Below are 20,579 nucleotides of genomic sequence, written 5' to 3'. Positions count from 1 at the left end.
CGCCCCTCCGGGCAACCCGTAGAGTGACGACGCGATGCAGCGGCGGTGTGGATGGACACCCTGCCAGCGGAAATGGTCCCTTGGAGCAAGGCGAATAGGGAAGCCGGTATCAAGCCCGGCCCGCTGCATCGCACTCTTCCGCACGGTCACGCACGGGCTGCCCGAACCATAGCGCCTTTCGAAACCCTTTCCGGCCACCGTGAAGCGCTTCCTGCAGCACAGCGCTGGCGCACTTGTGGGCCTTGATGTAGTTGGCCTTGCGCATCTTGGCTGACTTGGCCAAGCCGGCGAATGGCTGGCGCCGCTCCGGCCACACCAGCTCGTGCGCCGCGTCATAGATCACCAGACGAAGGCGCCAGCGATCGGCGGGCTTGCCGAGGTCCAGCGGCCGCGGTCGCATTGCGCGCACGTCCTTGGCCACCTGCCGGTAGGCAGCGAGGGAGAGCCTTGCGATCGCAGCGGGGCCCATTCGCGTTGCTACAGTCAGCGCGGTGTGCTTCTCCAGCGGGTTGCGCATGTAGCCGACCGCGCCGGCGATGTCGCTGCTCCCCAGCGGCGCCAAGGTACTGCGCCCCTCCACTGGCATGCGGTAGCTCCCGTCATCCCCCTCGCTCCCTGTGAGGGTTTCGACTACAGCGGTACCGGCTGCCCGCGTCACCTGGCAAAAGCTGAGGCAGACCATGGCTGATACAGGCACTGCCGACGGCACTGCCACCCGGATCCTGCAGCTGCTGCAGGAGGGACCGGGCCTGGCCGGCGAGCTGGCGGCCGAACTGCAGCTGCCTTCGAACCGGGTCAGCAGCTACCTGCACCAGCTGGCCAAGAGCGGCCGCGTGCGGCGCGCACCCTTCCACGGCCCTGACGAACGCCCATCGGTCCTCTGGAGCCTGCAGGCGGTGTCCCATGAGTAGCCACGCCCCCTCAGCGCGAGGATTGTCGAGGGGCGCATCCCCCGCGAATCTGCGCCCGGTCCGATACGTGACGCTCAGGCAATTCGAGGCGCTGACCGGCTACACGGTCGACGCCACCAACTCGAAGATCAAGCGTGGCGATTGGTTGGAAGGCGCGGTGTTCATCAAGGCGCCAGATGGAAGAAACCTGATCGATTTGGAGGGGTACGAAGAGTGGGTAGTCCAAGGCAAAGCGGCGTCCGGCCAGTTTCACAAGGCAGCATCGAGATAACGTTCCACTACCGCGGCAAGCGCTGCCGCGAGCGACTGAAGCTGCCCCCGACCGCGCGGAACCTGCGGTACTGCGAAAACCTGCTGGGCCAGATCAAGATCGAGATCGAGAAAGGCACGTTCGACTACGCCACGCACTTCCCCAACAGCAAACGTGCTCGCCAGGTGGCCACTCGGCCTGCAGCCCTGGACAACCTGGAGCAGGTGCTGACCCGGTGGCTGGCGCAGAAGGAGCCCGAGCTCGAGCACAGCAGCCTGATCGGCTACCGCCGCATCGTCGAGAACATCCTGGTGCCGCGCTGCGGCGCGATCGCGCTGCGTGACTTCGACCGTATCGCCCTGAAGGAGCTGGTGGCCACGTTCGACGAGTCGGCATCGGCCAAGCGCATCAACAACGTCCTGGGCCCTCTGCGCGGCGCCCTGGACGAGGCAGTCGCCGACGACTTGATCTCCAGCAATCGCTTCGATGGCTTCAGGGTGAAGCGGCGTGCCAAGGTCAACGCTCGTGAAGAGGTCGACCCCTTCACGCCGGAGGAAGTCCAGGCGATCCTGGCCGCCTGCCGCGAGGACCAGGTCCGCAACTACTGCCAGTTCAACTTCGCCACGGGCCTGCGCACCTCGGAAATGATCGGTCTCTGCTGGTCGGACATCGACTGGCGCAAGGGCACGGTCAAGATCCGGCGCGCATGGGTCATGGGCAAGATGAAGGCCCCCAAGACCGAGTCCGGCGTGCGCGAGGTGCAGCTGCTGCAGCCGGCGATCGATGCCCTGAAGGCCCAGCGTACCCATACCGCCACTGCCGGCGAGTTCGTCTTCCACGATCCCAGGACGAATGCGCGGTGGGGGTCGGATCAGAGCATCCGCGCAGGCGAATGGCAGCGCGCGCTGCGCAAGGCCGGGGTCCGGTACCGGTACCCGTGTCAGATGCGCCACACCTTCGCCTCCCAGGCGCTCAGCGCCGGCGAGAACGTCATGTGGGTGGCGAGGCAGATGGGCCACCGCGACTGGACAATCACCGCCAAGAAATACGGCCGGTGGATCCCCTCGATGGTCCCCGATGCCGGCGCCAAGGCCGCCGCGGTCTGGAACCCCCTCGCCGCCGCCCTGCCCCGCAGCCTGCTGCTGGACGGCAGCGGGGACTGAACGGTTATGGCGCCAACCCTGGCCGCGCGTGACTGTTCAGGAAGATTGCCGTAACATTCGCGTCGTTGGGCAGGGTTAGTGCCAGCTTTTTGCCAGCATTGACCCCAAAAGCCTTGCAATACTTGAAGAAACCGGGGGTGCATTGGTTTCGACGGGGGTTGTGAAGTCGCCTGGCGCATGCCGAGGGGGTAGCTTTCCTCGTAAATCCAGCTGCAAAACTCTAGTTGCCAACGACGACAACTACGCTCTGGCCGCTTAAGGCCTAAGCCTCGAAACCGCTTGTGTCCATGCTCGCGGTGTAGAGTCACTATCATGGAATCGCGCTGGATGGCTGCCTGTCAGTCCGGCACTAGAACACAACAGGCTGGTTCCCGGATGCGCTTTGCGCACCGTGCTGTTCGGGGACGAGATCCAACGGTGAGCTAAGCATGTAGTGCTGGGGATGGAGTGCCTTCGGACGGCGGTTCAATTCCGCCCACCTCCACCATTTGCCGGTCCAGTCGGGACCAAAACGAAGCCGGAACCCGAGGAAATCAAGGGTCTCCGGCTTTTTTTTGTCCAATGTTGCCCAGGTTCCCATTGCAGGCCGTACGACCTCGGGGCACATCCAGCGCCTGGAATGCGTCGCTTAGAAGTACTGCAAATCTTAGAGGAGAGGCAGCCTATTGCCGCTCCATCGTTGGCCGTCCACCGGCAGGCCAGGCGATGCGATAGGCCAAGACATCGCCAGCAGCGACCGTCAAGTTCTGGAACGTTGAGACGTTCTGGCAAAGACCGCCACCGGCTTCAAGCTTCAGGAAGTAAGTTCCAGGCACCACGTGCATGCTGACCGATTCGCCTGGCTTCAACGCAACGACCTTCTGGTTGTCTATCAGGATGCCGAACGAGCAGCCACCGCCCGCAAATCCTTTATCACGAGTCACGTTGATTGTGGCAGAGCGATCGGGACTGCTTTCAAGGTAACTGGCGTCGTACAACCGACCGGCTGACACAGCCTTCGCTGTCCCCGGGGCTACTGCCGTTGAGGAACATCCGGTGGCGAGTAGGACCAAGAACCCCAGAGCCGAAATCTTCTTCATGCGTCCTCCCTGTAGGCCTGCGAGTCTACCCGGCCGACAAGTTCAAGGAAAATCTGCCCGTCCGAGGCAAGAAGCCGGATCCCGTTACGACCGGGGTTCCGGCCATCTTCGTCCCTGCACGCCTGGAAGGCTGTAACTCCAGGCCCTTTTCATTGCATCATTCCGGCCATCGAGACCCCGATCTCCGCCAAGGAAGAACTGTGATGAAGAAGCTGCTCGTCCCTGCCCTGCTGATTGCCGCATTGTCCGGCTGCATGCCGACCAAGCAGGCGTCGCCCGAGCAGATCAAGGACGCTCCGGCCGCGCGCATTTTCCCGATCGATGCCCAGGGTGAACCCACGGGCACCATCACGGTCACCCGCGATGTCGGATTCGTAGGCAGCGGCTGCTACATGGGCGTCATGGTCGACGGCAAGATGGCCGCACATCTCGACCCCGCCGAGCGCCTGTCCCTTGTCCTGGCCGAGGGGCGCCACGTACTGACCGCCACGCCTGTCCAGGGGCGGGGCCTGTGCGGCGTGCTGCAATCGGAGAAGACCAACAACTCCCGTCGGCGCTCGACCGAAATCAACGTCCGTGCCGGTGCCACGCAGGCGTATCGCCTCTACTCCTCCGCTGAAGAGTTCCCGGTAATCGAACCGGCGTTCTGATTCCTGCTCCCATCAGAAGGATCTGCCATGAAAGCTGCCCTAACGGTTTCCCTGCTCCTCACCACCCTCGCCGCAGCCTCAGCCACGCACGCTGCGGCGCCGGCCATCGCGCCCCCCGGCACCGCCACGCTGGAAGCGCTGCTGGCCTGCAAGACCGGCTCGAACTTCAGTGCGGCCGACGCCATCGATGCGCTGCAGGCCGCCGGCCTGGCCAAGAAACCGGGCGGCACCTTCGAGCCGGAGGACAAGCCGGTCGCGCTGTTTGGCGGCACGGTCACCAGTGCCGATGTAAACGTGGCCGAAGGCGAGAAGAGCCTCTTCGTGTACTTGAACGGCGTCGATTCCAAGCGCCTGGCCAAGGCCTGGTCGGTGACCGAGGTCAACGAGCATGCCAACACCGAAGAGCCGTCGTACGTGAAGCGCATCGACAAGCGCCACACCCTGCACGTGATCGCGGGCGACGACTACGAGGGCTATTCGGCTGCGGTGAAGTGCCAGATCAGCCGCTGATGGCGTAGCCGACGCTACAGCCAGCGCGGCACGCGATGACGGTATTGCGCGTACGCCTCGGGAAAGCGGGCCATCAGTGCCCGCTCCTCCGGCAGGATCTGCAGCCGGGTGATGTACACCAGGAACAGCGGCACCACCAGCAGCGCGATCAGGTTCTGCAGGTACACCATGGCGCCAAGCAGGACCAACGCCTGGCCCAGATACATCGGATTGCGCGTGCGGCGGTAGATTCCGCTGGTAACCAGCGCGCTCGACGCCGAAGGTCGCAGAGGATTGACGGTGGTACCGGCGCGCTGGAAAGACAGCTTGGGCAGCAGATTGAGCACGACACCCAGCGTCACCGTCACGCCTGCGAACAGAACCGGCACCGGCACCCGAAGGTGGAAACCCGGCCACAGCCAGCGTGCTGCAAAGCCCGCAGCGGCGAACAGCAGCATCACCACGGGCGGGGGAATGCGGGTTTCCAGCCAGGCCATCGCGATCACCGTGTCCCTTCCATTCGCCGCAGTGTCACACGGGAATGGCTGAATCGCCTACGGCGGCCAGGCCCAAACCGACCGTTCGGTCTATTCCGCTTTGACAGGCCGGCCGCTAGAGTGGCGCCACCGCGCAGGAGCATCGTATGGCTACCACGGGCATGGGCTTCATCGGCCGCACGACCCTCATCATCACCGTGCTGCTCACCCTGGGGGGCTGCGCGACGCTGCGCCAGTTCGGGCCGTCGGTGCAGGTCGCCTCGGTCACGCCCGGCCAGTACATCGCGCTCAAGCGCGGTGACATCCTCACCTCCGGCAAGCTCAGCGCGGCGACCACCGAGACCCTGCGCGTGGCCGGGCTCGATGAGGGCGTCTGTGCCAAGCCCGGCCTGCCCTGCATCGAGGCCATGGAAAGCAGCATCGTGGTGCGCGAGGAAGACAAGCGCTCCAGCCTGGCCGAGTTGTGGCTGCAGCATGCGATGACCCTGCCGGCGCCGAAGCGTGAGTACTCGGCATCCGGCCGCGCCAAGACCGCAATCACCGAACTGGATGCCGACTTCCAGCCGCGCCTCGATGCGTGGATGCAGGTCGCGCGCCAGGCCTATGCCTATCTGTTCTTCACCGAGCGCACCGCCAACCAGCGTGGTTTCGAGGACCGCCAGACCCAGGTGCGCGACTACTACAACCTGGCTGTGCAGGAAGCCTCGGTGCAGCTGTACAACGCGTACGCCACCGGGCGCGTGCACAGCCAGGCCAGCCATTTCCAGCTCGGCCGCTGGACCTTCGTGCTGGCCCCTTCGGGCGAAGCATCGCCGCTGGATACACGTACCCCCACCGAGCTGGTACCGGCGGCCTCGCTGTCGTTCACCGGCACGCTGCGCAGCGTGCATCGCCGCGATGGCTTCGGTGCCGAGCTGGTGGCGGTGATGGACGATCCGGCTGGCAGCACGGCCACCCCGCCTTCGGCAGCGACGCCCGCCGCGCAGGCAAGCACCCCGGCCGCGCAGAGCTGGAGCGAGATGCCCTCGCCTTCGATGACGGTGCTGCTGCGCTTCTCGGGAAAGAACCTGTGGGAAGTGCTGCACGACGACGAGCCGGAACTGGAGATCCACGATCCCTACCAGGTCTCGGAAGTAACCCTGCACGGCCAGCAGGTGCCGTTGGCGGCCAACTTCACTGCGGGCTACGCACTGTGGCTGGCGCGCTCCAACTTCAGCCAGCAGTCGCTGCGCTCGCTGTTTGGTGGCAAGGGCGGCATCGACGCGCCGCATCTGTACATGATGCAGCCCTACGACCCGAACCGCCGCGTGCTGTTGATGATCCATGGCCTGGCCAGCAGTCCCGAGGCCTGGGTGAACGTGGCCAACGAACTGATGCGCGACGACGAGATCCGCCAGGATTTCCAGGTCTGGCAGTTCTACTACCCGACCAACATGCCCATCGCGATGAGCCACGATGCGATGCGCCACACGCTGGCCGAAGTGCTCAAGCACTTCGACCCCAGCGGCAAGGCGCAGGCCTCGCATGACATGGTGCTGGTCGGGCACAGCATGGGCGGGGTGATCGCGCGGTTGATGGTCTCTTCCTCCGGCGACCACCTGGTCGACACCCTGCTGGCCACCGCGCAGATGACGCCCGCCCAGCGCGAGCTGCTGCGCACCAAGGGCGCGCCGGTACTGACCTTCCTGCCGGAACCGGAAGTATCGCGGGTGGTTTTCATCGCCACACCGCATCGCGGCACCGACGTGGCCGGTACCCGCCTCGGCCGCTGGATCGGCCGCCTGGTACGGCTGCCGCTGACCGTGCTGGAGGACGTGGCGACGCTGGCCAACGACGGCCAGATCGATCGCAACGATGGCAAGCACGGCTACCAGATGAACAGCATCCAGAACCTGGACAAGGACGACCCGTTCGTCCGCGCCGTGGCCGACCTGCCGATGTCACCGAAGGTGCACTACCACTCGATCATCGCCCGCGCCAAGGCAGATGGCCCACTGGAAAAAACCGATGACGGGCTGGTGCCCTACTGGAGCTCGCACCTGCCACACGCCGTTTCGGAGAAGGTGATCGTGTCCGGTCACAGCGTGCAGGAAGCCACGCCGGCCATCGTCGAGCTGCGGCGGATCCTGCATGAGGACATGCAGGAACACGGGCGTACGGCAAAGTAAGCCGCCCGCCCCTGCAGATCAGGCACCGGCCTTATGGCGCGAGAACGTGCCGTGCAGCGCCGCGGGAATCGCGAAGCCTTCCATGCGCACCTCGGGCCGGTAGTCGGCGCTGGGGGTGAAACGGAATTCGCGCGCCAGCAGCGCACACAGCAGTACCAGTTGCGCGTTGCCCACCGCCGATCCCACGCACGAGCGCGTGGGGAAGCCATAAGGCACATAGATGCCGGCGGTGCGCTTGCGCCGCTCGGGCAGCCAGCGATCGGGATCGAACTGCAGCGGGTCATCCCAGTATTTCGCCGAGCGATGCTGGATGAACGAGCTCAGCTCGAACACCGTGCCCTCGGCGATGGCCTGCCCTTCCACCTGCAGATCGCAGGCGGCCACCCGACGGTTGTTGAAGGGCGTGGAATACAGCCGCATCACTTCCTTCAGGAAGCGCATCGTGCAGGGAATCCTGGCCATCGGCAGCGCATGGATCTCCGCATCCGAGAACGGCGCGAATTCCTCCTCGATGCGCTGGCGCCAGTGTGGATGCATCTGCATCGCCAGCAGCAGGCAGGCGGCCATCATGCCGGGCACCCCGGAAATGGCGATCAGTTGCACGGTGACCAGGTAGGTGACCTTGTCCAGGCCGATGCGCTCGCGAAGGGTCAACAATGACTGCGCGTAGTCCAGCGGCGAACGTCCGCTGCGGACCCGGCGCCTGAGTTCGGCGGCGATCGCCCGCGATTCGCCACGACCGATGAGGAAGTTGCGCAGCAGATGACGCCGATGGATGACCTGCTCGACCTGGGTGGTGTAGCGCAGATGCAGGGCGCGTTCGATGGCCTCGGTACCGCGCGCGTCGAGCCCGTCGATCACCAGTGGCACCAGCGGATGCGCCATCACCTTCCACACGGCTGGCGTGGCATCCAGCTCGCGCCCGCACAGTGCGTCCAACGCCTGCCGCATGCGCGACTGCAGCGCCTCCAGGGTCTGCGCTCCGGTAAGCTCAGCACTGCGGGTCGCGATCAGGCTGCGCACTTCGGTCCAGCGCACGCGTTCGTGCCGGCGGAACAGGTCGGCCAGCGACTCGACCACGAACAGGTGCTCGGAATTCTCCTTGTCGACCTTGCCGGCCAGCTCTGGGCAGAACACCCCGATACCGCCGGTTTCCAGTTTCAGCACCGGTCCTTCGCGCTCCACCCGCGCAGCCAGGCGCTCGGCAGCAATGGCGCTGCCTTCATTCGACATCCCTTGCATGCAGTGCGTCTCCGGCAGGAAGGGACTCGAAAGACGAGTCCCTTCGTCTTGCTACCGCTCAATCGCGGGGTTGCCCCGCAGGATCAGAACTCGACCCAGAGCGGCCAGGTATTCCACACACTGCTCTTCTCGTTCGGATGGATATTCAGAGTGACGCGCAATGCTCGGGCGAATCTTTTCATTTTCATTCCTTTGCTTGCTGTGTGGTTATGCCGGGATTATCCCGGCACCGGCTAGATAACACGACATAATCCCGCTGTCCAACCGGGCCGGTGGCGCGATGCAGCATCCGGGTGGTGGTCCATTGAGGGGAATCCCTCATCGCGCCTGCGCACGCGGCCTCCTATGCTGGGCTCACTTTCCCCCAACGGAGGTCCGCATGAACACGCAAGAGCCCAGCCGCCAGCCCAGCCCCGATCCGGCCGAGCGCGATGCCTTCTTCCCGTCGCCGTACTCGCTGTCGCAGTTCACCTCGCCCCAGAGCGACCTGTCCGGGGCCGACTATCCGGATGCGCGCCGCGACGGCCGCTGGAAGGTGCTGATGATCGCCGCCGACGAGCGTTATCTGCCGACCGCCAATGGCCACCTGTTCTCCACCGGCAACCACCCGGTGGAAACCCTGCTGCCGATGTACCACCTGGACAAGGCTGGCTTCGACATCGACGTGGCGACGCTGTCCGGCAACGCCGTCAAGTTCGAATGGTGGGCCTTCCCGCGCGAGGACCGCGAGATCGGCGCCCTGTACGAACGCTATGAGGCGCGCTTCCGCCAGCCGTTGCAGCTGGATGAGGTGGTGGCCGGCCTGGGAGCCGATTCGGACTATGCCGCCATCTTCATTCCCGGTGGCCACGGCGCACTGATCGGCCTGCCCGGGAGCGCGGCGGTGAAGGCCACGCTGCAGTGGGCCATGGCCGGGCAGCGCCACATCATCACGCTCTGCCATGGCCCGGCGGCGCTGCTGGCGGCGGGCGTCGACGAAGCCGACGGTAGCTCGCTGTTCCGTGGTTACCGCATCTGCGCCTTCCCCGACGCAATGGACCGGCAGACACCGGAGATCGGCTACATGCCGGGGCAGCTGCGTTGGTTCTTCGGTGAACGACTGGCCCAGCAGGGCGTGCAGATCGTCAATGAGGGCATCGATGGCAGCGTGCTGCAGGATCGCCTGCTGCTGACCGGCGACAGTCCGCTGGCCGGCAACGCGTTGGGCAAGCTGGCCGCGCGTACGCTGCTCGATGCACTGGCGGGGCGCTGAGCTAATGCCTGCGCTGGTGCCCGCGCTGCTGGAACTGGAACAGGCGCGGTCACTGCCCGCGGTGGGCGGCGTGCTGCGCGCCGCCGCCTCACCCCTGGGCTACGATCGACTGCTGGTGTTTGCCACCGGGACCGGGCTGGAACGCGACGCGCAGCGCGTGTACTGGATCGAGGGTGACTGGTTCGGCGACGGCAGCGATACCGGACTTGCCCGCTACCTGCATGCCTGCCCGGTCAACCGCCATGTACTGGACAGCAATGCGCCGTTCTTCTGGAGCAAGCGCCAGGGCGTGCGCGGCGAACGCTATCAGGTGGTGAAGCAGCCGCGCGGCGATGGCCTGCATGGATTACAGGTTCCGGTGTTCGGCCCGACCGGCCTGGAGGGTGCGGTCAGTTTCGCCGGCACCTCGATTGATGCATCCGCCAGCGCGCGCCTGCTGCTGGAAATGGTCGGAACGTCAGCCTTCCGTGCGGCCCGCCAGCTCGCCGAGGCGCCCGCGGATGTTCGCGCAGGCGCGTTGAGCGCACGCGAACGCGAGGTGCTGCGCTGGGTCGCCGCTGGACGGCGCCAGGCGGAGATCGCGGCCACGCTGGGGCTGTCTCCCCGCACGGTGGAGAACCACCTGCGGCGAGCGCGACAACGGCTCGGCGTGGCCACCACCGCGCAGGCGGTGCGCGCGGCAGGCCGCCGTGGCGAGATTGAAGACTGAGCCAGGCAGTACAGATGCTGTCAGGCGTGCCGCGGCGTCAGCGTACCGATGAAATCGACCGGAATGGCAAAGCCTTCCAGCTGCATCCACGGCGTGGGCTCATCCTGTACCGTCAACTCGAAATCGCGGGTCACCAATGCGCAGAACAGCAGCAGCTGCGCGTGGCCGACCGCACTGCCGATGCAGGCCCGCGAGGAAAATCCGAAGGGCACGTAGGCGCCCTTGTTGGCCTGGCGTCGCTCCGGCAACCAGCGATCAGGATCGAAGCTGTCCGGGTTCTGCCAGTACTCCGGCGAATGATGCTGGAAGTAGGACGACAACTCGTATGCCCCGCCCTTGCGGATGCACACGCCCTCGATATCGATATCGTGCGAGGCCGGACGATGCAGGGCGAACAGTCCCGGCCACAGCCGCAGGGTTTCCTTGACGAAACGCGACGTGCACGGCAGCGACTTGATCGGCAGCGCATACAACTGCTCCAGGCTCAGCGCCGAGGTTTCCTCGCGGATACGCGCCTGCCAGTGCGGAAATCGGTACATCGCGTACAGCAGGCTGGCCGCCGTGATGCCCGGCAGGCCCGACATGCCGGCCAGCACCATCGACACCAGATAGGCCACGCGATCCACCCCGACCCGCTGCACCAGCGGCAGCAGGGATTGCAGGAAGTCCTCGCGCGGCACGGTCTGGCGCGCACGACGCCGGATGTGCCGCGACACCGTGCGCGCCGCGCGGCGGGAAAGATGGAAGTCGATGATCCGCCGCCAGAACGAGAAGTTCTGCAGCACGATGGCGTTGTATCGGGTCTTCTGCTCACCGATGAGCGCATCGACGTCGGATCGACTGAGGCCGTCGATCAGCATCGGCAACAGCGACTGCGAGATCGTCCACCAGCTCAGTTCGCTGAGGTCATGCGGCCTGTCCGCGCGCTGGGCAAGGAAGCCGTGCATGCGCGTGTAGAGGTCGCGCATGTGGCCGGGACTGGCCAGCCGCCCGGCCTGCTCGCTCAGCAACGCCCGCACCTCGCGCCACGCAACGGGGTCCCTGCCACTGCGCAGCCCAAGAAAATCAATCAGTGAATCCGGTACGGTGTGCCGGTCGGTGTTGGCCTTGTCGATCCTGACCGCCAGGGCCGGATCAAAGATGCCGACGACATCATTGTTGAAGCGCAGTACCGGCCCTTCGCGACGCACGCGTTCGAGCAGGTCGTCGATGGAAACCACTTCCGCATCCGCTGCACGCTCATCCATGCCCCGCCTCCAATGCCAGGGAAGATCATCGACCTTCCCTGGCGATGTCATCGAATACGTGGAGTCCTTCCGGTCAGAAGATATTCCAGTAGCGATACTTGGAACGGATGCACTGCGTGGAATTGTCCGAACGCAGGTTCAGCGACACCTGCAGGGCGCGAATCAATCGTGTCATGGCACAGCTCCTTGTGGTTCCGTGGATGGTTGCTGCGGTGCCGGGTTCAGTGGCCGGCAGCGCCGTTCTAGCACGCAGGCCCGCGCGGGCGGGTCAATGCGCTGTCAAGGCCCTGCTGAATACGCCGCGGCGACCGGTGGATACCGCCAGCGCGCGCACAGCCATGAACAGGCAATCCGTGCGATGCTCCATGAAACCGTTTTCATGGAATGGAGGGATTCCACGATGTTGTCGCGTTTCCGTCGCCCTGTACTGTCTGCGCTGCTGGCGCTTGCCCTGCCTGCGACCAGCGCCTGGGCCGCAGCCCCCGCGCCGTTGAAGGTGATGTCGTTCAATGTGCGCACCCCGGCCGATACCGAGCCGGGCAAGCGCTGGCCCGACCGTCGCGACGCGATGGTGAAGGTCATCCTCGATGCGCACCCGGCGGTGATCGGCACCCAGGAACTGGTGCAGGAGCAGGCCGAGTACCTGGCAGGACACCTCCCCGGCTACCGTTGGTTCGGCGAGGGCCGCCGCGGCGGCAGCGGCGACGAGCACATGGGCGTGTTCTACGACAGCAAGGTGCTGGCGATCGAGGAATCAGGCAACTTCTGGTTGTCCGATACGCCCGATGTGCCCGGCAGCATCACTTGGGGCAACCTGTACCCACGCATGGTCACCTGGGCGCTGTTCCGCCGCATCGACGACGGCCGCCGCTTCTACTTCATGAACACCCACCTGCCCTACCGCGACGAAGACGAGCCGCGGCGGGTCAAGGGTGCCGAACTGATCGGCAAGCGCGTGGCCAACCTGCCGGCCGATCTGCCCGTCGTGCTGACCGGCGACTTCAACAGCGAACCCGGCGGCGACACCTACAAGGCATTCACCCGCGTGCTGCAGGACACCCGTACCCAGGTGAAGGCTCCGCAGGGCCCGCGGCTGACCTTCCACGATTTTACCGGCAAGGCCACCGTGCAGCTGGACTGGGTCCTGGTGCGCGGCTTCCATGCGCGCAGCTTTCTGACCGATGACCGCCGCATCGGTGGCGTGCTGCCATCGGATCATTTCCCGCTGGTGGTCGAACTGGACTGGCCCAGGCACTGAGCAGCCACGGCAGCCGCCGCTACGGCGGTGGCTGCCGCGACAGCAGGCGATACAGCGCCTGATGCTGGTCGCGCGCCTGGCAGATGCGGGCCCCGATCGCCAGGAACACGGCCACGCCAATCAGGCCCAGCCCCAACATCGAATCCTGCAGGCGCAGGAAACCGACCGCCGCCGCCATCGTCGCCAGCACCAGCAGCACCACGACCGCCACTGACAGACCCGCACCGGGTGGACCCGGATCGCCGAACAACATCCGTTGGGTATCCCGCCTTCCATCCGCCATCGCCTGTCCTCCCGAGTGCCTGACCCACTTGTTACACGTCGGGCCGGCATTCCGGCAGAGTCAGAAACGTCACGAAGGTGAAGATGTACGCGGAACGCATCGCGTTACCCTGCCTCCTCCCCCGAACTGCGGAGCAGGACATGGCCCACCAGAGCCGGCTGGCTGGATTCATCATCGACTGCCAGGACCTTCCCGCCGACGCAGGTGCCGGCTTCTGGGCCGCCGCGCTCGGCCTGCAGGCACAGGCGGCGCGTGTCGAAGGGGGCGCCGAGTATGCAGACCTGCTGGGTGCACCGGCGGGCTTGAACGTGGAAGTCCAGCGGGTCGATCACCCGTCACGGGTGCACCTGGACATCGAGAGCGACGACATCGATGCCGAGGCCGACCGCCTGGAGAAGCTCGGCGCGCGCCGGATAGGCTTCGTCAAACGCTGGTGGGTGATGGAAGCACCGACCGGCCATCGCTTCTGCATCGTGCGCATGCGCGAGCGCGAGGTGCCTGCCAATCAGTGGCCCTGAAAGCAGGAGGGGACGGAAGCACTGCCTCCGTCCCCTGCGGTTACTGCACCTGCGCCACGCTCGATTGCTGCGGTGATTGCCCCCAGCCGCCCAGCGCCTTGTACACGCCCACCACGCTGACATTGACTTCGGACTCGGCCGCCGCCAGGGCGTCATCGGCCGCCAGCTGCGTGCGCTGCGCATCCAGCAGGGTCAGGAAGTCTTCCGAGCCTTCGCGATAGCGGATCTGTGCCAGTGATTCGGCACGCCGTGCGGCCTGTGCCTGCTCGACCACGATCGCCAGCCGTGCCTGCTGCTTGGAATAGCGGGTCAGCGCGTTCTCGGTATCTTCCAGCGCCAGCAGCACGGCCTGCTCGTACTGCGCGGCCACGCCTTCGGCTTCAGCCTTGCTGGCACGCAGGCGTGCACGCACGGTACCGAAGTCGAATGCTGCCCAGCTCAGCGACGGGGTCAGCGACCAGGCCTTGTTGTTGCCATTGACCAGGCCACTGGCATCGCCGCCGAGGAACCCGACGAAGCCGGACAGCGACAACCGCGGGAACAGGTCCGCGGTGGCCACGCCCACGCGTGCGGTCGCAGCCGCCAGGCGACGCTCGGCCGCGCGCACGTCGGCGCGCTGGCGCAGCAGTTCGCGGGTATCGCCCAGCGGCAGCGCCTTGGCGAAGGCCGGCACGTCGTGCGGCGCGAGCATGTCGGTCAGCACTTCCGGGCGCTGGCCGAGCAGCACGGCCAGCCGGTTGCGCGACTGCGCCTCGGCCACTTCCAGCAACGGGATGTCGGCCTCGATCGCCTTCAGGCGGGCGCGGCTGCTCTGCACATCCAGCTCGCTTCCCGCGCCCAGTTCCCAGCGCGCCTCGGTCAGCTTCTGCGTATCGCGCAGGTTTTCCAGCGTGTGCTGGGCCACCGCGATGCGCTTCTGCGTTCCGCGCAGCTCGAAGTAATTGCGTGCCACTTCGGCGGCGACCAGTACCTGCGCATCGGCCAGGTTGGCCTGCTCGGCACCGAGGTCGGCGCGTGCGGCCTCAGCGGCACGGCGCTTGCGGCCGAACAGATCCAGCTCCCAGCCGGCGTCGAAGCCGAGCTGGTAGCTTTCACTGAACACCCGCTGCCCACCCAGCTGCGGATCGGGTTGCTTGCGGCGGTCGTAGCTGCCGCCAGCGGTGATGTGCGGCGCCTGGTCGAAACGGCTTTCGACGAACACCGCGCGGGCCTGGCTGACGCGGGCCACGGCCACGCGCAGGTCCAGGTTGTCCGACAGGGCGCCATGCACCAGCTGTTCCAGCACCGGATCATCGAACTGCGCCCACCAGCTGGCCACCGGCGAAACGGTGCTGAAGACCGGCTGCTGTGCGCTCTGCAGGACCACCGGTTCCTGCACCGGGGCCTTGTAGTTCGGGCCGACGCTGACACAGCCTGCCAGCACCAGGCTGGAGACGGCCATCGCCAACGTGCGGATCACCATGGCAGCACCTCGCCCAGGTAGGTGAAGCTGCCGCTGGCACCGGATTCGCCGATCAGCGCCATCTGCACGCTGGAGCGCGCGCCTTCGGCGATTTCGATTTCGCCGTTGCCGCCGTTCATGTCGGTCTTCACGTAACCCGGATGCACGGTATTGACCTTGATCGGGGTGTTGCGCAGCTCGTAGGCCAGGCTCAGGGTCCAACTGTTCACCGCGGCCTTGGACGCGTTGTAGGCGGGAATCTTGAAGTCGTAGATGCCCGATGAGGGATCCGCGTGCAGGGTCTGCGAGCCGAGCATGCTCGACACGTTGACGATGCGCCCGGACTTGGCCTGCTTGACAAGCGGCAGGAATGCCTGGGTTACTGCGACCAGCGCATACACGTTGGTGTCGAAGGTACGCTTCCAGGTGTCGAGCGACTGCTCCGACGGCGCCTGCGCCGGGTTCTCGATCATGATGCCGGCATTGTTGACCAGGATGTCGAGGCGGCCGTGACGCTGGCGCACCTGCTCGACCGCTTCGGCGATGCTGGCCGCGTCGGTCACGTCCAGTTGCAGGGCTTCGACCGGCAGGCCTTCAGCCTGCAGCTTCAGTGCCAGCTCCACCGCCGTATCGCGCTTGCGACCGGCCAGCAGCGTATGCACACCTGCCTGGGCCAGCTGGCGCACGGTTTCCAGGCCGATGCCACGGGTGGCGCCGGTGACCAGCGCGATCTTGTTCTGATGGGTATTCATGGATGCATGCCTTGTGAGGGGAAAGCCGCCGCCGGCCAGTGACCGGCGGCGACGGGGTTCCATGTCAGTGGTGGATGGTCGGCTCGCCGTGCTGCACCAGCTGGCCACCGCCGTTGCGGGTGACGAACTTGCGCAGGGCCACGTAGAACACCGGGGTGAGGAACAGGCCGAACAGGGTCACGCCCAGCATGCCGGCGAACACGGTGATACCGGTCACCGAGCGCACCTCGGCACCCGCGCCGTGCGACAGCACCAGCGGCACGGTACCGGCGATGAAGGCGATGGAGGTCATCACGATCGGGCGCAGACGCAGGCGGCAGGCTTCCAGCGCGGCTTCAACGATGCCCTTGCCGCCCATCTCCAGCTCTCTGGCGAATTCGACGATCAGGATCGCGTTCTTGCACGCCAGGCCCATCAGCACCACCAGGCCGACCTGCACGAACACGTTGTTGTCGCCACCGGTCAGCCACACGCCGAACAGCGCGGACAGCAGGGTCATCGGCACGATCAGGATCACCGCCAGCGGCAGCGACCAGCTCTCGTACAGCGCGGCCAGCACCAGGAAGGCCAGCATGATCGCCACCGGGAACACGATGAAGGCCGCCTTGCCCTGGGTCGCCTGCTGGTAGCTCAGGTCGGTCCATTCGGTGGTCATGCCCACCGGCAGCACCTTGCCGGCGATCTCGGTCAGCTTGTTCATCGCCTCGGCCGAGGACAGCAGGCGCGGGTCGGCCTCACCGGCCAGGTCTGCTGCCGGATAGCCATTGAAGCGCAGCACCGGGTCCGGGCCGAAGGTCTGCTTGATGGTGACCATCGAACCGATCGGCACCATCTCGCCGCGGTCGTTGCGGGTACGCAGCTTGCCGATGTCCTCGACCGTCTCGCGGAACGGACCGTCGGCTTGGGCGATCACCTGCCAGGTACGGCCGAACTGGTTGAAGTCGTTGACGTAGGCCGAACCGAGGTAGGTCTGCAGGGTGTCGAACAGCTCGGTGAGCTGCACGCCCTGCGCCTTGGCCTTGACGCGGTCCACTTCGGCATCCAGCTGCGGCACGTTGGCCTGGTAGCTGCTGATCGGGAAGGCCATGCCCGGCGTCTGAGCAACGGTGCCCTGCATTGCCTGCACCGCGTTCTGCAGCGCGCCGTAACCCAGGTTGCCACGGTCCTCGATGAACATCTGGTAGCCGTTGCCGTTGCCCAGGCCGAGGATCGGCGGCGGCATCATCGCGAACGCGAAGCCTTCCTGCAGGCCGGCGATCTTCTGGTTGATCTCGGCATTGATCTGTGCGGCGGTGCGGCCATGGCGCTCGGCGAACGGCTTGAGCGGGATGAACGCCACACCGGTGTTCGGCGTGTTGGTGAACTGCAGCGCGTTCAGACCCGGGAACGAGATGGTGTGGGCCACGCCATCGGTTTCCTGGGCGATCTTGGCGACCTTGCGCAGCATTTCATCGGTGCGCGCGATCGACGAACCTTCCGGCAGCTTTACACCGGCGATCAGGTACAGCTTGTCCTGGGTCGGGATGAAGCCCGGCGGCACCAGCTTGAAGATCACGCCGGTACCGACCAGCAGGATCGCGTAGACCACGAACACGGCGCCACGACGGCCGAGGATGCGGGCCACGCCACGCTCGTACTTCTCCGAGCTGGACTTGAAGAAGCGGTTGAACGGACGGAACACCCAGCCGAACAGGCGGTCGATCAGGCGGCTCGGCGCATCCTTCGGAGCACCATGGGCTTTCAGCAGACGCGCGGCCAGGGCCGGCGACAGGGTCAGCGAGTTGATCGCCGAGATCACCGTGGAGATGGCGATGGTGACTGCGAACTGCTTGTAGAACTGGCCGGTGACGCCGGACAGGAAGGCCATCGGCACAAACACGGCACACAGCACCAGCGCGATCGCCACGATCGGGCCGGACACTTCACGCATGGCCTGGTGGGCCGCAGCGGTGGGTGACAGGCCTTCCTCGATGTTGCGCTCGACGTTCTCCACCACCACGATCGCGTCGTCGACCACGATGCCGATCGCCAGCACCAGGCCGAACAGGCTCAGCGTGTTGATCGAGAAGCCCAGCAGGTACAGCGCGGCGAAGGTACCCACCACCGACACCGGCACCGCGATCAACGGGATGATCGAGGCACGCCAGGTCTGCAGGAACAGGATCACCACCAGCACCACCAGGGCGATGGCTTCCAGCAGCGTGGAGACCACGGCCTTGATCGAGTCGCGCACGAAGATGGTGGTGTCATACACCGCTTCGTACTTCACGTCGGCCGGCATGGTCTTCTGCATCTCGTCCATCGTCGAGATGACCTGGTCACGAATCTCCAGCGCATTCGCACCGGGCGACTGGAAGATACCGATACCGACCGCGTTCTTGCCATCCAGCTGCGAGCGCAGGGTGTAGTCACCGGCACCCAGTTCAAGGCGGGCCACGTCGGCCAGGCGCACGATCTCGCCATCGGTGCCGCTCTTGAGCACGATGTCGCCGAATTCCTTTTCGCTCTTCAGGCGGCCCTGGGCGTTGATCAGGGTCAGGAACTGGCTGTTCGGCAACGGTTCGGCGCCGAGCTGGCCCGCCGAAACCTGCACGTTCTGCTCGCGCATGGCACGCACCACGTCGCTGGCGGTCAGGCCACGCGAAGCCACCTTGTCCGGGTCCAGCCAGGCACGCATGGCGTAGTCGCCGCCACCGAAGATCTGCGCGTCACCCACGCCCGGAATGCGCGCCAGCGCATCCTTGACGTGCAGGCGGGCGTAGTTGCGCAGGTACAGGGTGTCGTACTTGCCTTGCGGCGAGGTCAGGTGCACCACCATCAGGAAGGTTGGCGACTGCTTCTGCGTAGTCACGCCCTGCCGGCGCACGTCCTCGGGCAGGCGCGCCTGCGCCTGCGCCACGCGGTTCTGCACCTTCACCGCCGCCGCGTCCGGATCGGTGCCCGGGCGGAAGGTGACGGTCATCTGCAGCACGCCGTCCGAGCCGGCAACCGACTTCAGGTACATCATGCCTTCGACGCCGTTGATCGCTTCTTCAAGCGGCGTGGCGACGGTCTCGGCAATGACCTTGGGGTTGGCGCCCGGATACACCGTGCGCACGACCACCGACGGCGGCACCACTTCGGGGTACTCGCTGATCGGCAGGATTGGAATCGTGATCAGGCCTGCGGCGAAGATCACGATCGACAGCACCGCCGCGAAGATCGGCCTGTCGATGAAGAAACGGGAAAAGTCCATGGAGGAATTCCTGGGAAAGGCGTCCGGCGGGCAACAGCCACCCTGCCCCTCGCCGGGATGACGAAGGCAGGGAAGGCTGCCGCTGGCGCCGGCAGCTAAGCGGGGACGCGGATCAGGAGCCGGCGGATCAGTGGTTCAGGGCGGCGGTGGCATCGCGGCCCGGTGCCGGCGCAGCCTGCGGCTGCATCGCCACGGCCTTGGCCTGCACCGGCATGCCCGGCATGAAGACCTTCTGCACGCCGTCGATGATCACCTTGTCGCCGGCGGCAAGGCCGTGCTCGACAATGCGCAGGCCGTCGGCGGTGCGGCCGAGCTGGATGTCGCGGCGCTGGGCCTTGCCATCCTTGTCGACCACGTAGACGTACTTGCGGTCCTGGTCGGTCAGCACGGCCTTGTCATCGATCAGCATGGCCTGGAACTGGCCGCTGCCAAGCAGCTGCACGCGGGCGAACAGGCCCGGCGTGAACTGGCGGTCGGCGTTGTCCAGCAGCGCACGGACGCGGATGGTGCCGGTGCTGCGGGCCACCTGGTTGTCGAGGAAGTCGACCTTGCCCGCATGCGGGTAGCCCTCTTCCCCGGACAGGCCGACCTTCACCGGCAGCGCGCTGTCACGCTCGCTGGGGCGCTCGCCCTTGCGTGCCATCTGTGCGTAGCGCAGGAAGGTGCTTTCGTCGGCATCGAAGTAGACGAACACGGTATCCAGCGAGACCAGCGTGGTCAGTACGCTGGCGCTGTCGCCGGCGGTGACCAGGTTGCCGGCGGTGACCATCGCGCGGCCGGCACGGCCGTCGATCGGCGCACGCACCTTGGTGAACTCCAGGTTGAGGCGGGCGGCATCCAGCGCCGCCTGCGCGGCCTGCACGGCGGCGCCGGACTGGTCGGCAGCCGCGCGGCGCTGCTCGGCGGTCTCGGTGGAGATCGCCTGCTGCTCGGACAGCCGCTTGGCACGCTCGGACTCGCTGCGGGCCAGCGTGGCCTGGGTGCGGGCGCGGGCCAGCTCGGCGGCCGCGCGATCGTACTCGGCCTGGTAGCTGCGCGCGTCGATGGTGAAGAGCACTTCGCCCTTCTTCACTTCCTGGCCTTCGACGTAGTTGACCTTGTCGATGTAGCCGGACACGCGCGGGCGCAGTTCAACGCTCTGCACCGCTTCGACGCGGCCGCTGAACTCGTCCCACTGGCTGACCTGCTTGACCAGCACCGGCGCGGCGCTGACCTGCGGCGGCGGCGGAGCACCGGCCTCTTCGGCATGGCCGCCGCTGCAGGCCGCAAGCACGGCCGCGGCGAGGATCGACACGCCGACCATCGCGATGCGATGGCCGAAACGATGTGGGGTGGTATTGGGGGAAGTCATGGCATGCATCCGTACGGAGGGGTGGTACAGCTATATGAGAACGTGTTGCAAAAATCGGCGGCGCATACTGCGACCTCAACCATG

20 protein-coding genes and 1 other RNA gene are annotated in these 20,579 nt (G+C 66.0%); 11 read left to right on the top strand and 10 right to left on the bottom strand.

Annotated features, from left to right (window positions below; translation table 11 throughout):
• Positions 1-109 precede the first annotated feature (109 nt).
• Positions 110-562, bottom strand: a complete 453-nt coding sequence (locus QP609_RS08315; protein WP_289213932.1) for a hypothetical protein — start codon at positions 560-562, stop codon at positions 110-112.
• Positions 563-680: 118 nt separating this feature from the next.
• On the opposite strand from QP609_RS08315, the gene QP609_RS08310 reads away from it, so the two are divergent.
• The 4 genes from QP609_RS08310 to ssrA all read left to right on the top strand — a co-directional run bounded on the left by QP609_RS08310 (position 681) and on the right by ssrA (position 2,811).
• On the top strand, positions 681-911 hold the full coding sequence (locus tag QP609_RS08310) for a winged helix-turn-helix domain-containing protein (protein ID WP_075076169.1): 231 nt from the start codon (positions 681-683) through the stop codon (positions 909-911).
• A complete protein-coding gene (locus tag QP609_RS08305) occupies positions 904-1,182 on the top strand; it encodes an excisionase (protein ID WP_197621187.1) in 279 nt (92 codons plus the stop codon). The genes QP609_RS08310 and QP609_RS08305 overlap by 8 nt, the downstream gene beginning before the upstream one ends.
• Positions 1,125-2,324: a site-specific integrase gene (locus QP609_RS08300; RefSeq protein ID WP_289213931.1), complete on the top strand. Its 1,200-nt coding sequence runs from the start codon at positions 1,125-1,127 to the stop codon at positions 2,322-2,324. The genes QP609_RS08305 and QP609_RS08300 overlap by 58 nt, the downstream gene beginning before the upstream one ends.
• Positions 2,325-2,457: 133 nt before the next feature.
• Positions 2,458-2,811, top strand: a transfer-messenger RNA (tmRNA) gene (gene ssrA / locus QP609_RS08295).
• Positions 2,812-2,986: 175 nt separating this feature from the next.
• Here the strand turns inward: ssrA and QP609_RS08290 are convergent.
• Entirely contained in the window at positions 2,987-3,403 is a 417-nt protein-coding gene (locus QP609_RS08290; protein ID WP_197621188.1) for a hypothetical protein, read from the bottom strand.
• 203 nt (positions 3,404-3,606) lie between these two features.
• Between QP609_RS08290 and QP609_RS08285 the strand changes: the two genes are divergently transcribed.
• Positions 3,607-4,053 carry a lipoprotein gene (locus tag QP609_RS08285; RefSeq protein ID WP_075076051.1) on the top strand — a complete coding sequence of 149 codons (447 nt, stop codon included), beginning with the start codon at positions 3,607-3,609 and terminating at the stop codon, positions 4,051-4,053.
• A 27-nt stretch (positions 4,054-4,080) separates the two neighbouring features.
• Positions 4,081-4,563 (top strand): hypothetical protein, encoded by a 483-nt coding sequence (locus tag QP609_RS08280; protein WP_197621189.1) that lies wholly within the window; start codon positions 4,081-4,083, stop codon positions 4,561-4,563.
• A gap of 14 nt (positions 4,564-4,577) precedes the next feature.
• Here the strand turns inward: QP609_RS08280 and QP609_RS08275 are convergent, their stop codons facing one another.
• Entirely contained in the window at positions 4,578-5,039 is a 462-nt protein-coding gene (locus tag QP609_RS08275; RefSeq protein WP_197621197.1) for an isoprenylcysteine carboxylmethyltransferase family protein, read from the bottom strand.
• Positions 5,040-5,185: 146 nt separating this feature from the next.
• Here QP609_RS08275 and QP609_RS08270 point away from each other — a divergent pair, with 146 nt between their 5' ends.
• On the top strand, positions 5,186-7,207 hold the full coding sequence (locus tag QP609_RS08270) for an alpha/beta fold hydrolase (protein ID WP_046430027.1): 2,022 nt from the start codon (positions 5,186-5,188) through the stop codon (positions 7,205-7,207).
• An 18-nt stretch (positions 7,208-7,225) separates the two neighbouring features.
• Here QP609_RS08270 and QP609_RS08265 read toward each other — a convergent pair whose 3' ends face one another.
• On the bottom strand, positions 7,226-8,449 hold the full coding sequence (locus tag QP609_RS08265; protein ID WP_289213930.1) for a cytochrome P450: 1,224 nt from the start codon (positions 8,447-8,449) through the stop codon (positions 7,226-7,228).
• A gap of 379 nt (positions 8,450-8,828) precedes the next feature.
• On the opposite strand from QP609_RS08265, the gene hchA reads away from it, so the two are divergent.
• Together hchA and QP609_RS08255 are read left to right on the top strand one after the other, a co-directional pair.
• Positions 8,829-9,701: a glyoxalase III HchA gene (gene hchA / locus QP609_RS08260; RefSeq protein WP_197621190.1), complete on the top strand. Its 873-nt coding sequence runs from the start codon at positions 8,829-8,831 to the stop codon at positions 9,699-9,701.
• Positions 9,702-9,705: 4 nt separating this feature from the next.
• Positions 9,706-10,410 (top strand): PA1136 family autoinducer-binding transcriptional regulator, encoded by a 705-nt coding sequence (locus QP609_RS08255; RefSeq protein ID WP_197621191.1) that lies wholly within the window; start codon positions 9,706-9,708, stop codon positions 10,408-10,410.
• Positions 10,411-10,430: 20 nt separating this feature from the next.
• Here the strand turns inward: QP609_RS08255 and QP609_RS08250 are convergent, their stop codons facing one another.
• Complete coding sequence (locus QP609_RS08250) at positions 10,431-11,657, bottom strand: cytochrome P450 (RefSeq protein WP_289213929.1); 1,227 nt, start codon at positions 11,655-11,657, stop codon at positions 10,431-10,433.
• A 400-nt stretch (positions 11,658-12,057) separates the two neighbouring features.
• Between QP609_RS08250 and QP609_RS08245 the strand changes: the two genes are divergently transcribed.
• The gene (locus QP609_RS08245) at positions 12,058-12,915 is read left to right on the top strand and encodes an endonuclease/exonuclease/phosphatase family protein (protein WP_032959133.1); all 858 of its coding nucleotides are present in this window, start codon (positions 12,058-12,060) and stop codon (positions 12,913-12,915) included.
• A 19-nt stretch (positions 12,916-12,934) separates the two neighbouring features.
• Here QP609_RS08245 and QP609_RS08240 read toward each other — a convergent pair whose 3' ends face one another.
• Positions 12,935-13,198 carry a hypothetical protein gene (locus QP609_RS08240; protein WP_032959134.1) on the bottom strand — a complete coding sequence of 88 codons (264 nt, stop codon included), beginning with the start codon at positions 13,196-13,198 and terminating at the stop codon, positions 12,935-12,937.
• Positions 13,199-13,338: 140 nt separating this feature from the next.
• Between QP609_RS08240 and QP609_RS08235 the strand changes: the two genes are divergently transcribed.
• Positions 13,339-13,716, top strand: coding sequence for a VOC family protein (locus tag QP609_RS08235; protein WP_014646791.1), 378 nt, complete (start codon positions 13,339-13,341; stop codon positions 13,714-13,716).
• Positions 13,717-13,756: 40 nt separating this feature from the next.
• On the opposite strand, the gene QP609_RS08230 is transcribed toward QP609_RS08235, so the two are convergent.
• The 4 genes from QP609_RS08230 to QP609_RS08215 all read right to left on the bottom strand — a co-directional run bounded on the left by QP609_RS08230 (position 13,757) and on the right by QP609_RS08215 (position 20,495).
• A complete protein-coding gene (locus QP609_RS08230; protein WP_197621193.1) occupies positions 13,757-15,178 on the bottom strand; it encodes an efflux transporter outer membrane subunit in 1,422 nt (473 codons plus the stop codon).
• Positions 15,172-15,909: an SDR family oxidoreductase gene (locus tag QP609_RS08225; RefSeq protein ID WP_014646789.1), complete on the bottom strand. Its 738-nt coding sequence runs from the start codon at positions 15,907-15,909 to the stop codon at positions 15,172-15,174. Before QP609_RS08225 ends, QP609_RS08230 begins: the two co-directional genes overlap by 7 nt.
• Positions 15,910-15,973: 64 nt before the next feature.
• The gene (locus QP609_RS08220) at positions 15,974-19,144 is read right to left on the bottom strand and encodes a multidrug efflux RND transporter permease subunit (protein WP_014646788.1); all 3,171 of its coding nucleotides are present in this window, start codon (positions 19,142-19,144) and stop codon (positions 15,974-15,976) included.
• Between the two features lie 127 nt (positions 19,145-19,271).
• Complete coding sequence (locus QP609_RS08215) at positions 19,272-20,495, bottom strand: efflux RND transporter periplasmic adaptor subunit (RefSeq protein WP_014646787.1); 1,224 nt, start codon at positions 20,493-20,495, stop codon at positions 19,272-19,274.
• Between the last annotated feature and the right edge of the window lie 84 nt (positions 20,496-20,579).

Origin of the sequence: Stenotrophomonas sp. 8(2023) (assembly GCF_030345295.1) — a bacterium.
GTDB classification, from domain to species: domain Bacteria; phylum Pseudomonadota; class Gammaproteobacteria; order Xanthomonadales; family Xanthomonadaceae; genus Stenotrophomonas; species Stenotrophomonas muris.
The sequence above is the reverse complement of the archived record's forward strand: the minus strand, read 5'-3'. Positions and strand labels throughout refer to the sequence as shown.

Coding starts and splice junctions, on each gene's coding strand:
- QP609_RS08250 (WP_289213929.1), bottom strand. CDS start 11,657: ATGGATGAGCGTGCAGCGGATGCGGAAGTGGTTTCCATCGACGACCTG.
- QP609_RS08230 (WP_197621193.1), bottom strand. CDS start 15,178: ATGGTGATCCGCACGTTGGCGATGGCCGTCTCCAGCCTGGTGCTGGCA.
- QP609_RS08225 (WP_014646789.1), bottom strand. CDS start 15,909: ATGAATACCCATCAGAACAAGATCGCGCTGGTCACCGGCGCCACCCGT.
- QP609_RS08275 (WP_197621197.1), bottom strand. CDS start 5,039: ATGGCCTGGCTGGAAACCCGCATTCCCCCGCCCGTGGTGATGCTGCTG.
- QP609_RS08310 (WP_075076169.1), top strand. CDS start 681: ATGGCTGATACAGGCACTGCCGACGGCACTGCCACCCGGATCCTGCAG.
- QP609_RS08255 (WP_197621191.1), top strand. CDS start 9,706: ATGCCTGCGCTGGTGCCCGCGCTGCTGGAACTGGAACAGGCGCGGTCA.
- QP609_RS08235 (WP_014646791.1), top strand. CDS start 13,339: ATGGCCCACCAGAGCCGGCTGGCTGGATTCATCATCGACTGCCAGGAC.
- QP609_RS08290 (WP_197621188.1), bottom strand. CDS start 3,403: ATGAAGAAGATTTCGGCTCTGGGGTTCTTGGTCCTACTCGCCACCGGA.
- QP609_RS08240 (WP_032959134.1), bottom strand. CDS start 13,198: ATGGCGGATGGAAGGCGGGATACCCAACGGATGTTGTTCGGCGATCCG.
- QP609_RS08285 (WP_075076051.1), top strand. CDS start 3,607: ATGAAGAAGCTGCTCGTCCCTGCCCTGCTGATTGCCGCATTGTCCGGC.
- hchA (WP_197621190.1), top strand. CDS start 8,829: ATGAACACGCAAGAGCCCAGCCGCCAGCCCAGCCCCGATCCGGCCGAG.
- QP609_RS08245 (WP_032959133.1), top strand. CDS start 12,058: ATGTTGTCGCGTTTCCGTCGCCCTGTACTGTCTGCGCTGCTGGCGCTT.
- QP609_RS08270 (WP_046430027.1), top strand. CDS start 5,186: ATGGCTACCACGGGCATGGGCTTCATCGGCCGCACGACCCTCATCATC.
- QP609_RS08265 (WP_289213930.1), bottom strand. CDS start 8,449: ATGCAAGGGATGTCGAATGAAGGCAGCGCCATTGCTGCCGAGCGCCTG.
- QP609_RS08305 (WP_197621187.1), top strand. CDS start 904: ATGAGTAGCCACGCCCCCTCAGCGCGAGGATTGTCGAGGGGCGCATCC.
- QP609_RS08280 (WP_197621189.1), top strand. CDS start 4,081: ATGAAAGCTGCCCTAACGGTTTCCCTGCTCCTCACCACCCTCGCCGCA.
- QP609_RS08215 (WP_014646787.1), bottom strand. CDS start 20,495: ATGACTTCCCCCAATACCACCCCACATCGTTTCGGCCATCGCATCGCG.
- QP609_RS08220 (WP_014646788.1), bottom strand. CDS start 19,144: ATGGACTTTTCCCGTTTCTTCATCGACAGGCCGATCTTCGCGGCGGTG.